The 17559-nt window shown below is 33.8% G+C and carries 16 protein-coding genes; 6 read left to right on the top strand and 10 right to left on the bottom strand.

The annotated features are described in order from the left end of the window. Positions 1 to 3 precede the first annotated feature (3 nt). The 9 genes from BUC29_RS13700 to BUC29_RS13660 all read right to left on the bottom strand — a co-directional run bounded on the left by BUC29_RS13700 (position 4) and on the right by BUC29_RS13660 (position 8303). Complete coding sequence (locus tag BUC29_RS13700; RefSeq protein ID WP_073416748.1) at positions 4 to 900, bottom strand: EamA family transporter; 897 nt, start codon at positions 898 to 900, stop codon at positions 4 to 6. 201 nt (positions 901 to 1101) lie between these two features. Further along, on the bottom strand, positions 1102 to 2229 hold the full coding sequence (locus tag BUC29_RS13695) for a peptidylprolyl isomerase (protein WP_073416747.1): 1128 nt from the start codon (positions 2227 to 2229) through the stop codon (positions 1102 to 1104). Between the two features lie 56 nt (positions 2230 to 2285). Beyond that, complete coding sequence (locus tag BUC29_RS13690) at positions 2286 to 3359, bottom strand: peptidylprolyl isomerase (protein ID WP_073416746.1); 1074 nt, start codon at positions 3357 to 3359, stop codon at positions 2286 to 2288. Between the two features lie 15 nt (positions 3360 to 3374). Next, on the bottom strand, positions 3375 to 4022 hold the full coding sequence (gene gldI, locus BUC29_RS13685; RefSeq protein WP_073416745.1) for a gliding motility-associated peptidyl-prolyl isomerase GldI: 648 nt from the start codon (positions 4020 to 4022) through the stop codon (positions 3375 to 3377). Between the two features lie 6 nt (positions 4023 to 4028). Beyond that, positions 4029 to 5033 carry a DHH family phosphoesterase gene (locus BUC29_RS13680; RefSeq protein ID WP_073416744.1) on the bottom strand — a complete coding sequence of 335 codons (1005 nt, stop codon included), beginning with the start codon at positions 5031 to 5033 and terminating at the stop codon, positions 4029 to 4031. A gap of 142 nt (positions 5034 to 5175) precedes the next feature. Continuing rightward, entirely contained in the window at positions 5176 to 6432 is a 1257-nt protein-coding gene (locus BUC29_RS13675) for a voltage-gated chloride channel family protein (RefSeq protein ID WP_073416743.1), read from the bottom strand. A gap of 110 nt (positions 6433 to 6542) precedes the next feature. After that, positions 6543 to 6926: a RidA family protein gene (locus tag BUC29_RS13670; protein ID WP_035648901.1), complete on the bottom strand. Its 384-nt coding sequence runs from the start codon at positions 6924 to 6926 to the stop codon at positions 6543 to 6545. Between the two features lie 164 nt (positions 6927 to 7090). Further along, positions 7091 to 7396: a chaperone modulator CbpM gene (locus BUC29_RS13665; protein WP_084538653.1), complete on the bottom strand. Its 306-nt coding sequence runs from the start codon at positions 7394 to 7396 to the stop codon at positions 7091 to 7093. Next, positions 7389 to 8303 carry a DnaJ C-terminal domain-containing protein gene (locus BUC29_RS13660; RefSeq protein WP_073416742.1) on the bottom strand — a complete coding sequence of 305 codons (915 nt, stop codon included), beginning with the start codon at positions 8301 to 8303 and terminating at the stop codon, positions 7389 to 7391. The genes BUC29_RS13665 and BUC29_RS13660 overlap by 8 nt, the downstream gene beginning before the upstream one ends. 314 nt (positions 8304 to 8617) lie before the next feature. Between BUC29_RS13660 and BUC29_RS13655 the strand changes: the two genes are divergently transcribed. Next, complete coding sequence (locus BUC29_RS13655; protein WP_073416741.1) at positions 8618 to 9328, top strand: hypothetical protein; 711 nt, start codon at positions 8618 to 8620, stop codon at positions 9326 to 9328. A 135-nt stretch (positions 9329 to 9463) separates the two neighbouring features. Here the strand turns inward: BUC29_RS13655 and BUC29_RS13650 are convergent, their stop codons facing one another. Continuing rightward, positions 9464 to 9991, bottom strand: a complete 528-nt coding sequence (locus BUC29_RS13650; RefSeq protein ID WP_073416740.1) for a hypothetical protein — start codon at positions 9989 to 9991, stop codon at positions 9464 to 9466. Between the two features lie 219 nt (positions 9992 to 10210). On the opposite strand from BUC29_RS13650, the gene guaA reads away from it, so the two are divergent. The 5 genes from guaA to nagB all read left to right on the top strand — a co-directional run. Then, entirely contained in the window at positions 10211 to 11740 is a 1530-nt protein-coding gene (gene guaA, locus BUC29_RS13645; protein WP_008462460.1) for a glutamine-hydrolyzing GMP synthase, read from the top strand. Between the two features lie 63 nt (positions 11741 to 11803). Continuing rightward, positions 11804 to 13705, top strand: a complete 1902-nt coding sequence (locus tag BUC29_RS13640) for a LysM peptidoglycan-binding domain-containing protein (protein ID WP_073416739.1) — start codon at positions 11804 to 11806, stop codon at positions 13703 to 13705. Between the two features lie 95 nt (positions 13706 to 13800). Continuing rightward, positions 13801 to 15888, top strand: coding sequence for a PBP1 and LysM peptidoglycan-binding domain-containing protein (locus tag BUC29_RS13635; protein WP_073416738.1), 2088 nt, complete (start codon positions 13801 to 13803; stop codon positions 15886 to 15888). After that, positions 15888 to 16289, top strand: a complete 402-nt coding sequence (locus tag BUC29_RS13630; protein WP_073416737.1) for an OsmC family protein — start codon at positions 15888 to 15890, stop codon at positions 16287 to 16289. Before BUC29_RS13635 ends, BUC29_RS13630 begins: the two co-directional genes overlap by 1 nt. Positions 16290 to 16711: 422 nt before the next feature. Next, on the top strand, positions 16712 to 17559 hold an 848-nt coding region (nagB, locus tag BUC29_RS13620; protein WP_073416735.1), incomplete at its 3' end, for a glucosamine-6-phosphate deaminase.

Below are 17559 nucleotides of genomic sequence, written 5' to 3'. Positions count from 1 at the left end.
ATCTTAAATTTTACGTTTAAAATTTACATTCATAATAATGATTGCCAGAATGATAAGAACAATTCCAATCCATTGAGAAAGTATCACTGTTTCATTCAAAAGTACAAAAGCCATCATTACAGAAACCGGAAGCTCCAGGGCAGAAACGATACTTCCTAAACCAATACCAGTTAACGGAAAACCTAAATTCATAAGGATAGGAGGGATTATAGTTCCGAATAATGATAAAACAATTCCCCATTTAAGGAAAATAGCCAAATTGAAAGGCGTTACCTGTGTAAAAAATCCGAAAGTAAAAACAATTACAGCACCTCCTAAAAGCATGTATAAGCTGCGCTGAGCTGAAGAAATTCCAACAGCTACACGATTGGCAGTAAACATTGTGGTTGTAAATGAAGCAGCAGCCAGAATTCCCCAAACAATTCCTCTCCAGTCTAATACAATATCATAATTAATAATATTTGTAGCTAAAACAGTTCCAAAAAGAACAATAAAAACAGCTATTACCTTCTGTTTTGACGGCAGTTTTTTCTCTAAAATCATTTCGAGCAAAACACCCATCCAAACCGTCTGCATTAATAAAACAATTCCAATAGAAACAGGAATAAATTTTACCGCCAGATAATAAAATAAGCTGGTCATTCCTAATGAAGTTCCGGCAAGCATTAAACTGGCAATATTTTTTGAAGAAGCTTTTACTACCTTATCTTTATTTTTTATTTTTTGAAAAGCATTTATAATCAAAACACCAATAATTCCTAGTACAAACTGAGATGTTGTTACTTCTGCCGTAGTGTACCCTTCTGCATATGCCATTTTTACGAAAGTAGCTAACATTCCGTAAGTTGTAGCTCCTAAAGCAACTAAAAACACTCCTTTTAATACGTTATTTTGTGACATTTTGATTGTATATTTTAAAAAAATTAAGCCGGCAAAGGTAAGCTATTTTGTTTAAGAATTAATAGAAAACAAACACAAACGTTGTCATTATAGCTATTTGAGGTTTTTAACAATACAGATATTTGATAATTTAATAATATGAAGCATAAAAAAAAGCCATCAATTGATGGCTTTTTTTTATTTTTTCAGAAACTTAATTTATTATTTAGGTTGATTTTGATAGGTTTCAATTTCAAAAATCAAAGTAGCGTTTGGCGGAATAACTCCTCCCGCACCTTGCGGCCCGTAAGCTAAATTTGAAGGAAGAAAGAAAATTGCTTTTTCACCGTCAGTCATCATATCAAGTGCTTCGATAAAGCCGGGAATCATACCGTCTTTTTTACCAACAGTAAAAGGAAAAGCTTTGTAACCGCCTTGCGCATCTCTGTTTGCATCATATTTTCCGTATGCTTTTGCTACATCTGGAATACTGCTGTCAAAAAGGTTTCCGTCTTCAAAATATCCTGCGTAATGAAAATAAATTGTAGAACCATCAGCACCTTTTACACCGCTTCCGTTTTTAGTAATAACATACTTTAAACCAGATGCAGTTGTTGTAGCTTTTGCTTTAGTTGCTGTAAAATAAGCTGCTTTTTCAGTTGCCACCTTTTTAGCTTCTTCTTTTTTAGCTTCTAGTTTTTTTAATTCATCGCTAAATACTTTTACAGCATCAAATTTTTTAGCAGCCGCGCCTTTACGGGTAATGGTGATTTTTGTCATAATATCATCCTGAACAATTTTATTTACATTGTCCATTCCAGAAACTACATGACCAAAGATTGTATGTTTTCCGTTTAACCAGGGTGTATCTTTATGTGTAATGAAAAACTGGCTTCCGTTTGTTGCAGGACCTGAATTTGCCATTGCCAAAACGCCGCCTTTTTCAAACTTTAATTCTTCAACAAACTCATCTTTAAACGAATATCCTGGACCTCCGGAACCATTTCCGTCAGGATCGCCGCCCTGAATCATAAAATCATTGATAACTCTGTGAAATTTTAAACCATCATAAAATGGCTTACCTTTAAGTCTTTCTACTTTTACATAAGGATTTTTTCCTTCTGCCAAAGTAATAAAATTCGCAACTGTTACAGGTGCTTTTACATATTCTAAAGAAACAACTATGTCTCCTTTTGTTGTCGAAATAGTAGCAAAAATACCTTCAGCCGGATTTACTGCTTTTGCTGCAACAGCAGTTTTTGCAGTTGCTGGCTTTGCAGCAGTTTTTTTTGTTTGTGCCTGAATGTTTAATACAGCCAGACAGAATAATAATAGAAATTTGAATTTCATTGTGTTTTGAGTTTAAGTCTGTAAAACTAATTATAAGAATTTAATTATAAAAATAATTATGGTTTCTCTAACAACTGAACTTCAAAAATAATGTTTGCATTTGGCGGAATAACTCCACCGGCTCCAGTTGCTCCATATGCTAAATGTGATGGAATAAAAAGAACTGCTTTGTCTCCAAACGAAAGTTTTTCGATTCCTTCAATAAATCCGGGAATTAAACCATCTTTACGGCCAGCCTGAAAAGGAATTGGCTGATATCCATGCTGTTCTGCTCTTGCAGCATCAAATTTTCCAAAAGTTTTATTTACTTCTTCAATGCTTGAATCAAATAAGGTTCCGTCTTCTAAGAAACCAGCATAGTGAATATAAACCTGAGCTCCAGTTGCAGGCTTTTTTCCAGAACCTTTTTCTGTAATAACATATTCTAAACCAGTTGAAGTTTTGGTAGCTTTTGGTCTAATAGAAGCGTAGAAATCTACTTTTTCTTTTTGAGCTCCTGCATATTTACTTTTTTCTTTGGCGATATCTGCAAAATAATCATGGAATACTTTTACTGCATCAAACTTTTTAGCAGCTTCACCGTTTCTGATAATAGTAACTGTAATAATATTATCGCCCTGAACTACTTTATTTACAACTTCTTGTCCTTTCTCAACAACGTGCCCAAAAATGGTATGTTTATTATCTAACCAAGGAGTTTCTACGTGAGTAATAAAAAATTGGCTGCTGTTTGTTCCGGGCCCGTTATTTGCCATTGCCAAAACACCGGCTTTGTCGAATTTTAAATCTGAAAATTCATCTTTAAATTTATAACCAGTATCTCCGGAACCAGTTCCAAGCGGATCTCCGGACTGAATCATAAAATCTGCAATAACTCTGTGAAATTTTAAACCATCATAAAAAGGTTTTTTCTTTAAGTTTTCATCCGCAACAAATTCGTTTTTTCCTTCTGCTAAGGTCACAAAGTTTGCAACAGTTACAGGAGCTTTTTTATAATCTAATTCAACAATAATATGTCCTTTATTAGTTTCGATATCAGCATATAATCCATCAGGCAAATTACTGTGGTCGTCTTTACATGAATAAAATGAACTTACGGCTAGTAGTAATAATAAAATACTCTTTTTCATTTTTTGAAATGTTTTTTATGGGTTTATTGTATCTTTTTTAGTTTGAGCGACAGGTTTTACAGCTGCAGGCTTTGCAGTTTGGGGTGCTGCTGCAGGAGCCGTTGCAGTTTGTGCCGGATCCGGAACAAAATTACGAAGCGTAACCGTACAGATTAACGATTGATTTGGTCCAATTTTTTTGTTATCTCCATGATAGCCATATGCTATATGAGATGGAAACAAGAAAGTCACGGTTTCATTTTTTTTCATGTATTTGATTCCGTCACGCAATCCCATCATAATATCTTGTTTGTCTACATAATAAGTTTGAGGTCCTAGATCAGATTCAGAATAAATGATAGTTCCGTCAATACTTTTAACTTCTAAATTGAAGTAAGCAATATCTCCTTTTTTTGGAGTTGCTGTTTCTGTTGTGCTTTTTTCATCATACGTAAACCAATAGCCCTTTTTAGTAGCATAGTATTTCACTTTCGGATTACTTTTGATGATTTTCTTGATAACATCTTCTTCATTTGCAACTAACTTTTTGTTTCTGTCAGCCGATTTTTTCATAAAAGTACCCGATGCTCTGGAAATAGGCATTCTAATATCTTCGTGCTGTTTACAGCCAGCCAATATAACTGCAAAAAGCAGTGAATAAATGCTAAGTTTTAAGTAGTTCATATTGGTCTATAATTTTAGTTTAGTTACTAAATCTTCAAACTTTTTAACAGTTTCTTCCATCGAAGTTTCAGATCTTCCGCCGGCTGCGTTTATATGTCCGCCTCCGTTAAAATGATCTCGTGCAAATTGGTTTACATCAAATCCCCCTTGCGAACGGAAAGAAATTTTAATGATTTTTTCTTCTTTATTTTCGATAAAGATAGCAGTAAAATTAATTCCTCTTATACTCAAACCATAATTAACAATTCCTTCGGTATCGCCTTTTACGTAATTAAACGAATCTAATTCTTCCTGTGTAAGAGTAGTATATGAAGTCTTATGCTCTTCGAAAATTTTCATATTCTGAAGCGCACGTCCTAATAATTGCAAACGACTAAAAGAACTATTATCGTATAGTAAAACCGGAATTTGAGTATTCTCAACTCCTAAATCAATCAATTCGGCAATAATTCTATGTGTGTTTCCTGTAGTTCCCGGAAAACGAAAGGAACCAGAATCGGTTAAAATTCCTGTGTAAATACAAGTCGCAATGGTTTTGTCAATATCTTCTTTTTTATTTAAAAAAGTAATAAAGTTGTAGACCATTTCGCAAGTCGATCCGTATGAAGTATCAGAATACATATAGGCCGCATAATCATGCGGTTTTTCATGATGATCGATCATTATAAACGGAACTGTCAATTTTGCTAAAGTATGCTCCATTTCACCTGTACGATGAAATGCATTAAAGTCGAGTGTAAAAATCAGCTCGGCATCTTCTAATATTTTAGTGCAGTTTTCGGTGTCTTTTTCGAAGATTTTTACTGTTTCTGAACCTGGAAGCCAGGCCAGAAAATCAGGAAAATCATTTGGTGCAATCACCGTTGGCTGATGATTGTTTTTTAGTAAAAAATGGTATAAAGCTAGAGTAGAACCCATAGCGTCACCATCTGGTCCTCTGTGCGGAATTATTACGATTTTCTTTGGAGCAGCAAGCAATAATTGAATTGCCTGAATATCTTGTATTTTCATAGTGTGCGAATTTACATTTTTTTAATGTAATGCTGAAAATATTTTTAGTCTTTGAGATTGGCACACGGATGATACGGATTCGCTTTCGCGAAAGCGCTGATTTAAACGGATTTTTATTTTAGAATTTTAAACTTAGCTTTTTTTACAAATGTTCCAGTTCTTTTTTCTGAAATTTTTGGTACAATTTATATTTAGCACCTTTTACAATCTGTGATTTATAAATGCCAACAGAACCAGATGAAAAATAAGCAATTGTACATCCAAGGGCAATAAAAATTCCAGGCTGAATGCCGAATAATTCCATTCCCATAATTGTGCAGGCGATAGGAGTGTGGGTTGCCCCCGAAAAAACAGCAACAAAACCAATTCCGGCTAAAAGTGCAATGGGCATTGGAATAAACATTGATAAAGCGCTTCCTAAAGTAGCGCCGACAAAAAATAAAGGTGTTACTTCGCCGCCTTTAAAACCGGCTCCTAAAGTAAATCCTGTAAATAAGATTTTAAGCAGAAAATCATACCATTGACAAGGATTTGAAAAAGAATCTACAATAACAGCAACGCCTAATCCGGAGAATTTTGTAAATCCGAAACCTGCAATAGCAATGGCTAAAGCAATTCCGCCAATAACTGGACGGAGCGGGGGATATTTAATGTTTTTTGAAAAAAATGAACTCCAAAAATGTGTACTTCTTGAAAAAAGTAAAGCAGCAAATCCAGATAAAATCCCTACTAATAAAGTATAAAAAATGTTGTTGAAATTGATTTCCGGAACAACTGGAACACTGTAATGCGTATGTTTTATCTGCCAAAATTCAACAGTAAAATAAGCGGCATAAGCTGCTAAAAAAGAAAGTATAATGCTTTTGAAACTGATTTTACTGAAATACAAAACTTCTAAAGCAAAAATTGCACCGGCTAAAGGAGTTCCAAAAACGGAAGCAAAACCTGCGCTTATTCCTAAAATAATTAAAATTCTACGCTCAAAATTATCTAATTTGAAAATCTTGGTGAATTGATCGGCAATCGCGCCTCCCATTTGTACAGCTGTGCCTTCGCGTCCTGCAGAACCTCCAAATAAATGCGTTAATAATGTTCCTAAAAGGACCAAAGGTGCCATTTTAAAAGGAATGATTTTTTTGGGTTTTTCGTATTCTTCGAGTAGTAAATTATTGCCTTTTACGACAGATTCTCCCCAATAGTAATATCCCGCACCAACCAAAAATCCTCCGAAAGGCAAAAACCAAATAATATAATCGTGCTGAATTCTAAATTGTGTAACCCATTCTAAAGAAACAAGAAATAAAGCGGATGCTGATCCTGCAAGAATGCCTGTTAAAGCACAGATAATAATCCATTTCGGAATGGAAAAGAAGATTTTTTTTGTGTTTTGAAAACTCATTTTGTGTTTTTACGAAGCTGTTTTTTTGGACGCGAATTCACAAATTTAAACAATACAATCTTTTTACATTGTATTCTAAAATTAAATTCGTGAATTCGTGACTGGAAAAATTATTGTACAACAGCTGTAAATTCAATTTCTACCAAATATTCAGGAGCAACCAATTTGCTGATTTCGTAGAAACCTGTTGTTGGTTTTACATCTTTAAAAAATGCCGAATGGGCTCTTGCAACTTCTTCGAATGTAGAAACATCGGTTGTAAAAATACGGGTTCTGATAACGTCTTTTATTCCAACGTTTAAATCTTCCAGCACTTTTTCAACACGTTCAATAATATTATAGGTCTGTGCATAAGCATCATCGGCTTTTACTTTATCGCCGTCAACAATTGCCACAGTCCCCGAAACTTCAATGATATTACCAATTCTTACAGCGCGGCAGTATCCCATTTTGTCTTCCCACGGCGATCCTGTTAAGATATTTTCTCTTTTCATTTTTTGGAGTTTTTTTTTGAATTGTTTCTGCAGAATTTTTAAACAATTCGGGTTAATTAATGCGCTGCAATTTATGAAATAAGCCTGGTAAAAAGAATTTTAATACGTTGAAATCACGCCGAAAATCTCTCTTTTTTGTGATATTTTAAAAGAAGATTGTAATCTTATTCTGTTTTGTTTTCCTCGTAAATTCGGAGTTTGTTTTGTGTGTTTGTTAAATGCTGCTGTAAAACTTCAATTTTATTCAGCAAATGATAAATCGCATCAATTCCTTCCATATTGATATTGAGATCATAATGCATTCGAATCATTTTCTCTATTAAAGGTAATTGTTCCGGCTGCAGATATTCATCATTTTTTTCAACAATAATTTCTACTAAACCATAATTATTAAGTTCCGTTATAAAAGTATTTTCAATTTCGTGATACAAACAAAACTGTTTTATTTGGATTAAGTTTTTGCTACTCATGATTTCTAAGTTTAGATAATTCTGCAAACAATTCTTTTTCTTTTTGAGATAATTTAGTTGGTATTTTAAGATTGTACGTTACATACAAATCACCAAACTGATTTTCTTTTTTATAAACAGGAAAACCTTTTCCTTTCAGTTTAACTTTTGTTCCGGTTTGCGTTTCGGCAGGAACCTTAATTTTTACCTTTCCGTCAAATGTTTTAATGCTGATTTCTCCGCCCAAAACCGCGGTATAAAGATCAAGATCAACATTTGAGTATAAATTATTGCCTTCTCTTTTAAAATCAGAATTGTTTTCAATAATAAAAGTAATATACAAATCACCGTTTGGTCCGCCGTTTACACCCGCGCCGCCATGTCCGGAAATTTTAATAACCTGACCGTTTTCGACCCCCGCCGGAATTGTAATTCGGATATTTTTACCATTTACGGTTAAATTCTGTTTGTGAGTAGTATATGCCGAAGTTAGATCTAATTGAAGTTCAGCATTAAAATCCTGTCCTCTGTATTTAGCCTGGCTTCGGCTGCTTCGCCCTGAACCGTACATTGAATTGAAAAAATCAGAAAAATCGCTTCCTGAGAAATCGCCGCCAAAACCAGAAAAATCCTGGCTGCTGCTTTGCTGTCTTGAATATTGTTGCTGATTAGGATCGTAACCTGCTTTTTCAAATTCATCGGCATGTTTCCAGTCTTTCCCGTATTTGTCGTATTTTTTACGATTTTCGGCATTGCTTAAAACCTCATTTGCTTCGTTAATTTCCTTGAATTTTTTCTCAGCTTCTTTATCATTCGGATTCAAATCGGGATGATATTTTCTGGCGAGTTTTCTATATGCTTTTTTAATCTCGGCCTCGGTAGCCGATTTCGTAACATCTAATATTTTATAATAATCAATGTAATCCATCTTTAATAAATTTTAAGATAAATAAATTTAGATCTTGAAGTTAAGAATAAGTTGTTAAGAATCAAAATGCTGAGTTAGTTTTAAATAAAAAATCGCATCTGTTTTTTTATTGATTCTGGATTTAGGAATTTTAAATTCACAAATTATTTTATTTATATAAGGAATAATTGGCAGGTTTTTTGATTTGCAAAAATTAGCCTAATATATTGTTATAATACTCTTAAAGTTGCCGAGCCAAACTTATTTATCCTATTTTTGTGATGCTAACCTGAGTTCTATAAAGATTTTTAAGCCGATTCGATAATAACTTTTCAATGAAGCATATTTTATTTTTCATACTGTTTTTTGCCGCTGTAAGTGTTTCAGCACAAACTGAATTTGGAACAAAATTCAAACCAATTCCGGCACCTAAGTTTAGCACGAAAAAAAAGACACCAATTCCACAAGTTAAAGATCCCGCAGCTGAAACTGCTGATATTCCAAGTATTAAAACGCCAAATGTTTTTGATAATACGACAATAACTCCAAAATCACAATTTCAGATAGGACAAGAAAAAAGTAAATTTTCTATGTATCAGCAAAACGATTTTGCCAATCCGGGCGATCAATATGTGGATAAAATGGAAAAGGATCTGGATAAAGCTTTAAAAGATGCCGGTTTAAAAGAAGGAAGAGGAACCTTAGTAAAATCAAATATTTCGCTGGGAGATTTTAAAACCAAATCAGAATATTTTATTGTAAAATTCCGCGATTTTGGAGCAATCGATGGCGACTTGGTAAAAGTTTCATCAAATGATGTTGTAATTCAGGAACGAATTCTGTTAGATGCCAGTTATAAAGATGTAAAAATAAACCTGACTCAGGGGTTTAATAAATTAGATTTTGAAGCTCTCAATATTGGCGCTTTAGGCGGAAATACTGCCGAAATCAGAGTTTATGACGATAAAGGACAATTAGTTACAAATGATTATTGGAACAATCTTGCCGCAGGATTTAGAGCGACAATTATTGTTACGAAAGAGTAATTTTTTTTAGAGGTACTAAGATACTAAGGTTCTAAGATGCTAAGTTTTTACTCAGCCTCTTAGAACCTTATCATTTTAAATTAAGATTCTAAAAAAACTTAGAACCTTAGCAACTCAGCACCTTAGAACCTCAGATTAAAAAGGATCCGCTGTGACCTTAAACTTCATATCTGCTTTTACCGTTACATCTTGCGTAAGCGTTTCTTTAAGCGTAACCTGAGTTCTGATTTTATATTTATCAGCTTTAATATATTGGTCTAGTTTTTTATCGGTGCAAACCAAATCAATCATATTGCTTGATGTATTAATGTTATCCTGATACGCTAATTCAATTTCATCAGAATCTGTTGTAGAAATAAACAAGTGTATCGATTTTAAAAATGTAAAAGTTTTATCAGAAGGATCAGAAATAGATATTTTTAGCGATCTGATTTTTACATCTTTTACCAAACTAGCTTTAGTTTTATTGTTTTCAAACTCAGCCGAGGAATTGGTTGTAACTTCCGGAGTGATTATTTCCGTAGGTAGGTTAAGCGGTGATGTGCTTTTGATTTTAATTGAAGCTTCGTTTGAAATATTAAAAGTTAATAAATCATCTACTGCATCACAAGAAGTCAAAAGGATTGACAAAAAAGCAGTCAGGGCAATAAATTTTAGTTTCATAGTTAAATTTTGAATTGGTGTTTTCGTTAAATACGAAATTTTTCAGTTTTTGGATTTGTTTTTTTTAGTCAAAGTTAAAAGGTTTGAAGGCACAAAGAAAAAAAACTTTGAGGCTTTGTAACTCAGAACCTTTGAACCTAAAAATCGGAACAATGAAAAAAAAATATTTTTTTCATTGTTCCGATTTTTCAATTTCGAATATAAAAAGTATTTTTGCGCATGCAACACAACGTACTTATTTTAGATTTTGGATCGCAATATACACAACTTATTGCGCGTAGAGTTCGCGAATTAAATATATTCTGCGAAATTTTTCCTTACAATCACATTCCAAGTGATTTATCAAGTTATAAAGCCGTAATTTTAGGAGGAAGCCCTTTTTCAGTAAGAGGAGAAGATGCACCGCATCCTGATTTATCACAAATTAGAGGTAAAATGCCTTTGCTTGCCGTTTGTTACGGAGCGCAGTATTTAGCGCATTTCAGCGGAGGTGAAGTAGCAGCTTCAAATACCAGAGAATACGGAAGAGCCAACTTGTCTTATATTAAAGAAGGAGAAACTTTCTTTGAAGGAGTTTCAGAAAACAGTCAGGTTTGGATGAGCCATAGCGATAGTATCAAAGCGCTTCCAACAAATGCTGTAAAATTAGCAAGCACACATGATGTAGAATACGCAGCTTACAAAATTGAAGGCGAAACTACTTATGCAATTCAATATCATCCAGAGGTTTACCATTCAACAGATGGAAAAAAAATGTTAGAGAATTTCTTAGTAAAAATTGCCGAAGTTCCTCAAAACTTTACACCAAATGCTTTCGTTGACGAAATGGTGGCTGAATTAAAAGAAAAACTAGGAAACGATAAAGTAGTTCTTGGTTTATCTGGAGGAGTAGATTCTACAGTAGCAGCAGTTTTATTAAACAAAGCAATCGGACAAAACTTATACTGTATCTTCGTTAACAACGGGCTTTTACGTAAAAACGAATTCGAAAATGTATTGAACCAATACAAAGGGATGGGATTAAACGTAAAAGGAGTAGATGCAGGAGATCGTTTCCTTGGCGAATTAGCAGGAATTAGCGATCCAGAAACAAAACGTAAAACAATTGGTCGTGTATTTATCGAAGTTTTTGATGATGAATCACATTTATTAGAAGACGTAAAATGGCTGGCACAAGGAACTATTTACCCAGACGTAATCGAGTCTGTATCTGTAAAAGGACCATCGGCAACTATTAAATCGCACCATAACGTTGGTGGATTGCCAGATTATATGAAATTAAAAATTGTAGAACCGCTTAGAATGCTTTTCAAAGACGAAGTGCGACGAGTAGGTGCTACTTTAGGAATAGATCCTGAATTATTAGGAAGACACCCTTTCCCGGGACCAGGATTATCAATTAGAATTTTAGGAGACATTACTCCAGAGAAAGTTAGAATTTTACAAGACGTTGATTCTGTTTTTATCGAAGGATTAAAATCTTGGGGATTATATGATAAAGTTTGGCAGGCTGGAGCAATTTTGCTTCCGGTAAACAGCGTTGGTGTTATGGGCGATGAGCGTACGTACGAAAAAGTAGTAGCGCTTAGAGCGGTAGAATCAACAGATGGTATGACTGCTGACTGGGTTCACTTACCTTACGACTTCCTGATGAAAGTTTCAAACGATATTATCAATAAGGTAAAAGGCGTGAATCGTGTAGTTTACGATATTAGTTCAAAACCACCTGCAACAATTGAGTGGGAATAGTAGCATAATTTAAAATTAAGGTCTTACATTTGTAAGGCCTTAATTTTTTATAACCTACTATTTATGAGAGAACTTTTAACGATTTCTCTTGTGTTTGTTTTGTCTTTTAACAAAATAACTGCACAAGATTCAATTATTGAGCATAAAATTCAAAAAGGGGAAACAGCTTATTTTATAGCCCAAAAGTATAAGGTTTCTGTAGATGAAATCTACAAACTCAACCCCGAATCGCAAAACGGAATCAAAGACAACCAAATTATTAAGATTCCGGTTCATTCTCCACAAAAAATAAATCAGGATCAGCAAAATATTCACATTGTTGCTGAAAAAGAAACATTATACGGTTTATCAAAAAAATATAATGTTACGGTTGAAGTTCTTCAAAATGCAAACCCAATTCTGGCAAACGGACTTCAGGTTGGTCAGGAGTTAATTATTCCGCAGGTTTTAAATCTTCCGAAAACAGAAAATACATCTTCTTCAAAAACAACCCATTTAGTTGCTGCCAAAGAATCTTTGTTTAGTATTGCCAGACAATACAATGTTTCGGTTCAGGATTTAGAAAATCTCAACAAAGATATTTTGATTAACGGTTTGCAGATTGGCCAGACCATTTCAATTCCAAATAAAAGAAAAACGCTGGACGGAAGAATTCGCGTTATTAATCAGGAAACTGTTTTTCATGTAGTTGAGCCAAAAGAAACTAAATTTTCGATTTCTAAAAAATACGGCATCACAATCGAGCAGCTGGAATCTCAAAATCCGGAAATTGTAAACGGATTAATAGTTGGTAATAAACTAGCAATCAATACAAAAGAAATAAAACCAGCTAACGAAAGCGAAGAATTAATGCTGGCTCTTGCCGAAAAACAAGTTGTTGTCGAAAAAACAAAAGCCAAAACGGTTGAAATTGAAGATTTAAAGGACAGATTGGTTATTCAAAAAGAAATGAATCAGAAAATCATAAAAATTAATGATTTGAAAGTTAATTTAAATGAGATGAACGGTTCAAAAGAGAATTCGGTAGAAAAGCTTCGATTGGTTTTAGAAGCTAATAAAAATGTTCAGGATATTTTAATGGCAAAACTGGATTCATTAGTAAATACAATGAATGATGATTTAGTTGAGTTAAAACGAATGGATGTTTTGAATGTTGAAGAGTCAAAACGTTTGGAAAAACAATCGTACGAAAGTATTGGAAAAACAAGCGAATTATCTTCTCAATTGAAAAAAGAGCTTGCAGAAAATCGTAAAGCCTACGCGGGATTGATGAATAAAGTTGAAAAAATTGCCGTTGAGGAAAATCAGGAATACAAGAAGAAAATCCGCGAAAGCGAAAAAAATAATAACGTTACTTCGATTCAGCAAAGACTTTCTTTAGAAGAAATTAAACGTTACAAAATAGAGCAGGAAGAAAGCGATGCCAAAAATCAATCCTTAATTGCTAAGATAGATTCGCTTGACACTCAAAAACAAATTGAGGTAAAACGTCACATTAGTAAAGCTTCTTATTATAGTATGGAAGCCAGAAAATTTGATGATAAACTGGCTTTGGTTAAATTGAAAAAGTATCAGGATGAAGCTATTAAAAAATCAGGTTCTGCAGAAAACTCAAAAACAATTTCATTAGAAGAAATGCGCCGAGAGCTTAGGGAAAACCCATTTAAAAATGAAAAAAATATAAACATAGAAGTTTATGATAATCTTAAAGAAGTTTCAAATGGCTATTACTTAGTTTTAGGTATATTTACAGACGCAGCGCCAAGAGATAAGCTGATTATGAAACTAATTGATTCAGGGGATTTTAACGCTAGTTTTTTCTTTAATGTAAATAGTCTTTCTTATTACGTTTATTCAGATAGATTCCAAAATATGGAAGAAGTTATGTATCAATGCAAGAAAAAAGAAGAAGATGAGTTATATAAGAACATCATAATTGCGAAATTAGAAGTTGATCTTCGATAATTTTTTTAGATGAATTGGCAAATGGCGTGAATCTTGTATGAGAGAAATTAGTATCTTATTTTTGAATTAAAATTAAAATTGTTTAAGTCTTATTTATGAAATATTATTCAACATTATTTTTACTTGTTTTTTTTGTGACCTGCTCTGCTTTTTCGCAAGGAAAAGTAGTAAAATATACGGTTTCAAGCGGAGAAACGGTTAACCAGATTGCTCAAAAATTTAAGGTAACGCCTTTTGATATCTACGAATTAAATCCGGACGCAAGAAATGGCGTAAAACCAAATACCGTTTTGCTGATCCCGACAGGAAAAAATACAGATAAAAAAGAAACTGCTGCAAAATCAGGTAATTCAAAAGTAGTTACGCACGAAGTACAGCCAAAAGAAACTTTGTATGGCATTGAAAAAAAATATGATATTAGTGATGAAGCTTTAAAAGCAGCAAATCCTTTTTTGGTTACAGACGGTTTACAGCCAGGACAAACATTGACAATTCCGGCAAAAGGTTCTGCACCAAAAGCCGCAGCTGCTGAGAAGAAACAAAAAGGAGCCGAAAAATACGTTTACCATGACGTTCAGCCAAAGGAAACTAAATTTGGTATTGCGAAACAATACGGAATTTCAATTGAAGAATTGGAAAAGAGAAACCCTGATATTGTTGCCAATTTGCCAGTTGGATATCGATTAACAATAAAAGGAACTGCACCTAAAATTGAAACAACAACATCAGCTGCTGTCTCAAAACCTGAGGAAACTAAAAAACCTGCTGAATTTAAAAAGGCAGTTACTTATATGGATTATCAGGTAAAACCAAAAGAAACTTTTTATAGTTTAGGAAGGGTTTTTCATTTAACTCAGGAAGAATTAGTTGAATTAAATCCATCACTTTCAGAAGGTGTAAAAGAAGGAATGGTTTTAAAAGTTCCTACGGGATATGTAGCTCCTGCTCCAATTGTAGCACAATCTCAGCCTGCAGAGAAAGCGGTGCAGACTTCTGTAGAAAAACCGGCTGAAAAAACTGTTGAAAGCAGCGGCGGAGGAATTAAGATTGTGGATAAGGTAAAATCTGAAACTGTTTCTGCAGATCCTGAAGTTGTAGAACTAACTAAGAAAAGAGGTCAAAACGAACGTAAAAAAGTAGTTTTATTGCTTCCTTTTAACTTAGCAAAGTTGCAAAGCGACACAACCGGCATGGCTGCACGTTTAAAAACGGATAAATTTTTAAACATGACGCTGGATTTTTATTCAGGTGCTATGATGGCGATTGATTCGGCTAAAACATTAAAATTACCAATTGATGTTTCGATTTATGACTCACAGGAAACAAAAACAACATCAAATATTTCAAGTTTAATTGCACAAAATAAATTGCAGGAAGCAGATGCAGTTGTAGGGCCGTTTTACCAAAACAATGCCGAGTCTACAGCAAATTCACTTCGTTTGTACAATGTTCCGGTAATCTCGCCATTGTCAAAAGATGTGGCAAATCCTATCGATAATTTATATCAGACCATACCATCAAACGATGTGGTTCGAAATGCAATTTTTGATTATATGAGAGCCAAAAACGGAAATATTGTGGCTGTTGTAGACAAGAAAAAAGAATCGGTTATCAACTATATTAAACAAAACCAAAAAGGAGTTGTTTTTGCCGGCTTAACAGAGGCGGGCGGTTTAGATGTCGCTAATTTAAAAAGCTTATTATTGCCTACACGCTTAAATTATGTTGTCATGGAAACGGGAAATACAGCAATGATTAAAACCGTAATTAAAGCCTTGATTGATTCTCAAAAAACATGTCAGGTACAGCTGGTAATTTTAGAGCCAAACAGCACACTTGATACCGATGAGATTAATTTTGATAATTTAGTACAGCTAAAATTAATGTACCCTTCAGTTACGCGTGATAGTGACGACCAAAACGTTTCGATTTTCAAAAAAGAATATAAATTGAAAAACAAAGCTTATCCAAATACCTATGCAACACGAGGGTTTGACGTTACTTTTGATACTATGATGCGTTTGGTTCAGGGAAAAACATATCAGGAAACAGCTGATTTAATGACAACGCAGCAAGTTGATAATAAATTTCAGTTTTATAAAAAAGAAGATGGCGGACACGCAAACAAAGGTGTCTACATTTTATATTACGATTCAGACTTAACTTTAAAAGAAGCAAATTAATGACATCAAAAGTAACATACTTAGGGGATTTAAGAACTAGTTCAATACATATACAATCAGGAAGTGAAATCATATCTGATGCACCGCTTGATAATAACGGAAAAGGCGAAGCTTTTTCTCCAACCGATACCGTTGCCAATGCTTTAGCAAGCTGTATGTTTACCATTATGGGAATAAAAGCCCGTGATTTAAACGTAGATTTAGTAGGTTCGACTGCAGAAGTAACAAAAATCATGCATGCTGAACCGCGCAGAATTGGCACAATCGAAGTGGTTTTTGAACTAAAAAGTAATGCCGATGAAAAAAGTAAAACCATACTAGAACGAGCTGCAATGACTTGTCCTGTGTTTTTAAGCTTAAGTTCCGAAATTGAAAAAAATGTAACCTTTAATTGGAAATAATTTTTTTTACGATATATCTAAAAGCTGCCAGTGTTGGCGGCTTTTTTTATGGATTCGTTAGAATTTAAAAAATTAACAAAATATTCATATCATTTTTTGGTTCTTCAGCATATAATGAAGTATCTTTGTCTTGCAAAAAATACGCATTTTTATGCAAAAATAATGCAATCAATTTTAAGTGAAACGAGATTCACTTTTCAATATTTGGAATTTTCTACGTGAGGCAAAACAATATTCCAAATCTGCTCCAAATCAATAATTTAAATTTTATTGTATTCCATTTATAAAGGTTTTATCTTTATATGGTATTGACTGCTATTGTTTTAGCTGGGTTTTGACCTGCTTTTTTGCGACAAAAAAATAAACTTTTTTTGGCTTTTTAGCCGATTTTGTAATTCTGAAAAATAAAAAAAAACTATATCATGTTAAAAAGTAAAATAGACAAAGCAACAGGTTTCGAAAAGCGATTCGAAAACATCAATACTGTTGTTTTTGAAAATTCAACAGAAGCTTCAAAAGCCGTTGCACAGGAAATTGCAGCTTTAATTCAATCGAAACAAAACGAAAACAACCCTTGTATTTTAGGTCTGGCAACAGGTTCATCTCCCAAAGGATTGTATGCGGAATTGGTAAGACTTCATAAAGAAGAAGGATTGAGTTTTAAAAACGTAATCAGCTTCAACCTTGACGAATATTACCCAATGGAACCCAACTCAATCAACAGTTACGTTCGTTTTATGAAAGAACTTTTGTTTGACCACGTCGATATTTTACCTGAAAACTACCATATTCCCGACGGACTTTTAACCAAAGAACAAATCGCGGATTACTGCCACGAATATGAAGCAAAAATCGAAGCTTTGGGCGGAATCGATCTTCAGATTCTGGGAATCGGCGGAAACGGACATATTGGTTTTAATGAATCAGGTTCACTTCAAAACTCAAAAACCAGATTAGTAGCTTTAGATCATATTACAAGAGTTGCGGCAAGCAAAGATTTCTTTGGTTTGAATAATACGCCAAGAACGGCTATTACGCTTGGAGTAAAGAAAATTATGGAAGCCAAAAGAGTTATTCTATTGGCTTGGGGAGAAGGAAAAGCCAATATTGTAAAAAAATCAGTCGAAGACGAAGTAACCAACCGAGTTCCGGCTTCTTTTTTACAGGAACATGACAATGCTGTTTTTGTTTTGGATAAAGAAGCATCTTCAAAATTAACGAGAATCAATAAACCCTGGCTGGTTGAGAAAATTGTATGGACCGATAAATT

The sequence above is a fragment of the Flavobacterium defluvii genome, from assembly GCF_900129555.1.
GTDB classification, from domain to species: domain Bacteria; phylum Bacteroidota; class Bacteroidia; order Flavobacteriales; family Flavobacteriaceae; genus Flavobacterium; species Flavobacterium defluvii.
This window is presented reverse-complemented; position numbering and strand designations above follow the sequence as displayed.

Bases quoted from the DNA above. Each gene is read 5' to 3' on its own strand.
- BUC29_RS13700 (WP_073416748.1), bottom strand. From the start codon at position 900: ATGTCACAAAATAACGTATTAAAAGGAGTGTTTTTAGTTGCTTTAGGA.
- BUC29_RS13695 (WP_073416747.1), bottom strand. From the start codon at position 2,229: ATGAAATTCAAATTTCTATTATTATTCTGTCTGGCTGTATTAAACATT.
- BUC29_RS13690 (WP_073416746.1), bottom strand. From the start codon at position 3,359: ATGAAAAAGAGTATTTTATTATTACTACTAGCCGTAAGTTCATTTTAT.
- gldI (WP_073416745.1), bottom strand. From the start codon at position 4,022: ATGAACTACTTAAAACTTAGCATTTATTCACTGCTTTTTGCAGTTATA.
- BUC29_RS13680 (WP_073416744.1), bottom strand. From the start codon at position 5,033: ATGAAAATACAAGATATTCAGGCAATTCAATTATTGCTTGCTGCTCCA.
- BUC29_RS13675 (WP_073416743.1), bottom strand. From the start codon at position 6,432: ATGAGTTTTCAAAACACAAAAAAAATCTTCTTTTCCATTCCGAAATGG.
- BUC29_RS13670 (WP_035648901.1), bottom strand. From the start codon at position 6,926: ATGAAAAGAGAAAATATCTTAACAGGATCGCCGTGGGAAGACAAAATG.
- BUC29_RS13665 (WP_084538653.1), bottom strand. From the start codon at position 7,396: ATGAGTAGCAAAAACTTAATCCAAATAAAACAGTTTTGTTTGTATCAC.
- BUC29_RS13660 (WP_073416742.1), bottom strand. From the start codon at position 8,303: ATGGATTACATTGATTATTATAAAATATTAGATGTTACGAAATCGGCT.
- BUC29_RS13655 (WP_073416741.1), top strand. From the start codon at position 8,618: ATGAAGCATATTTTATTTTTCATACTGTTTTTTGCCGCTGTAAGTGTT.
- BUC29_RS13650 (WP_073416740.1), bottom strand. From the start codon at position 9,991: ATGAAACTAAAATTTATTGCCCTGACTGCTTTTTTGTCAATCCTTTTG.
- guaA (WP_008462460.1), top strand. From the start codon at position 10,211: ATGCAACACAACGTACTTATTTTAGATTTTGGATCGCAATATACACAA.
- BUC29_RS13640 (WP_073416739.1), top strand. From the start codon at position 11,804: ATGAGAGAACTTTTAACGATTTCTCTTGTGTTTGTTTTGTCTTTTAAC.
- BUC29_RS13635 (WP_073416738.1), top strand. From the start codon at position 13,801: ATGAAATATTATTCAACATTATTTTTACTTGTTTTTTTTGTGACCTGC.
- BUC29_RS13630 (WP_073416737.1), top strand. From the start codon at position 15,888: ATGACATCAAAAGTAACATACTTAGGGGATTTAAGAACTAGTTCAATA.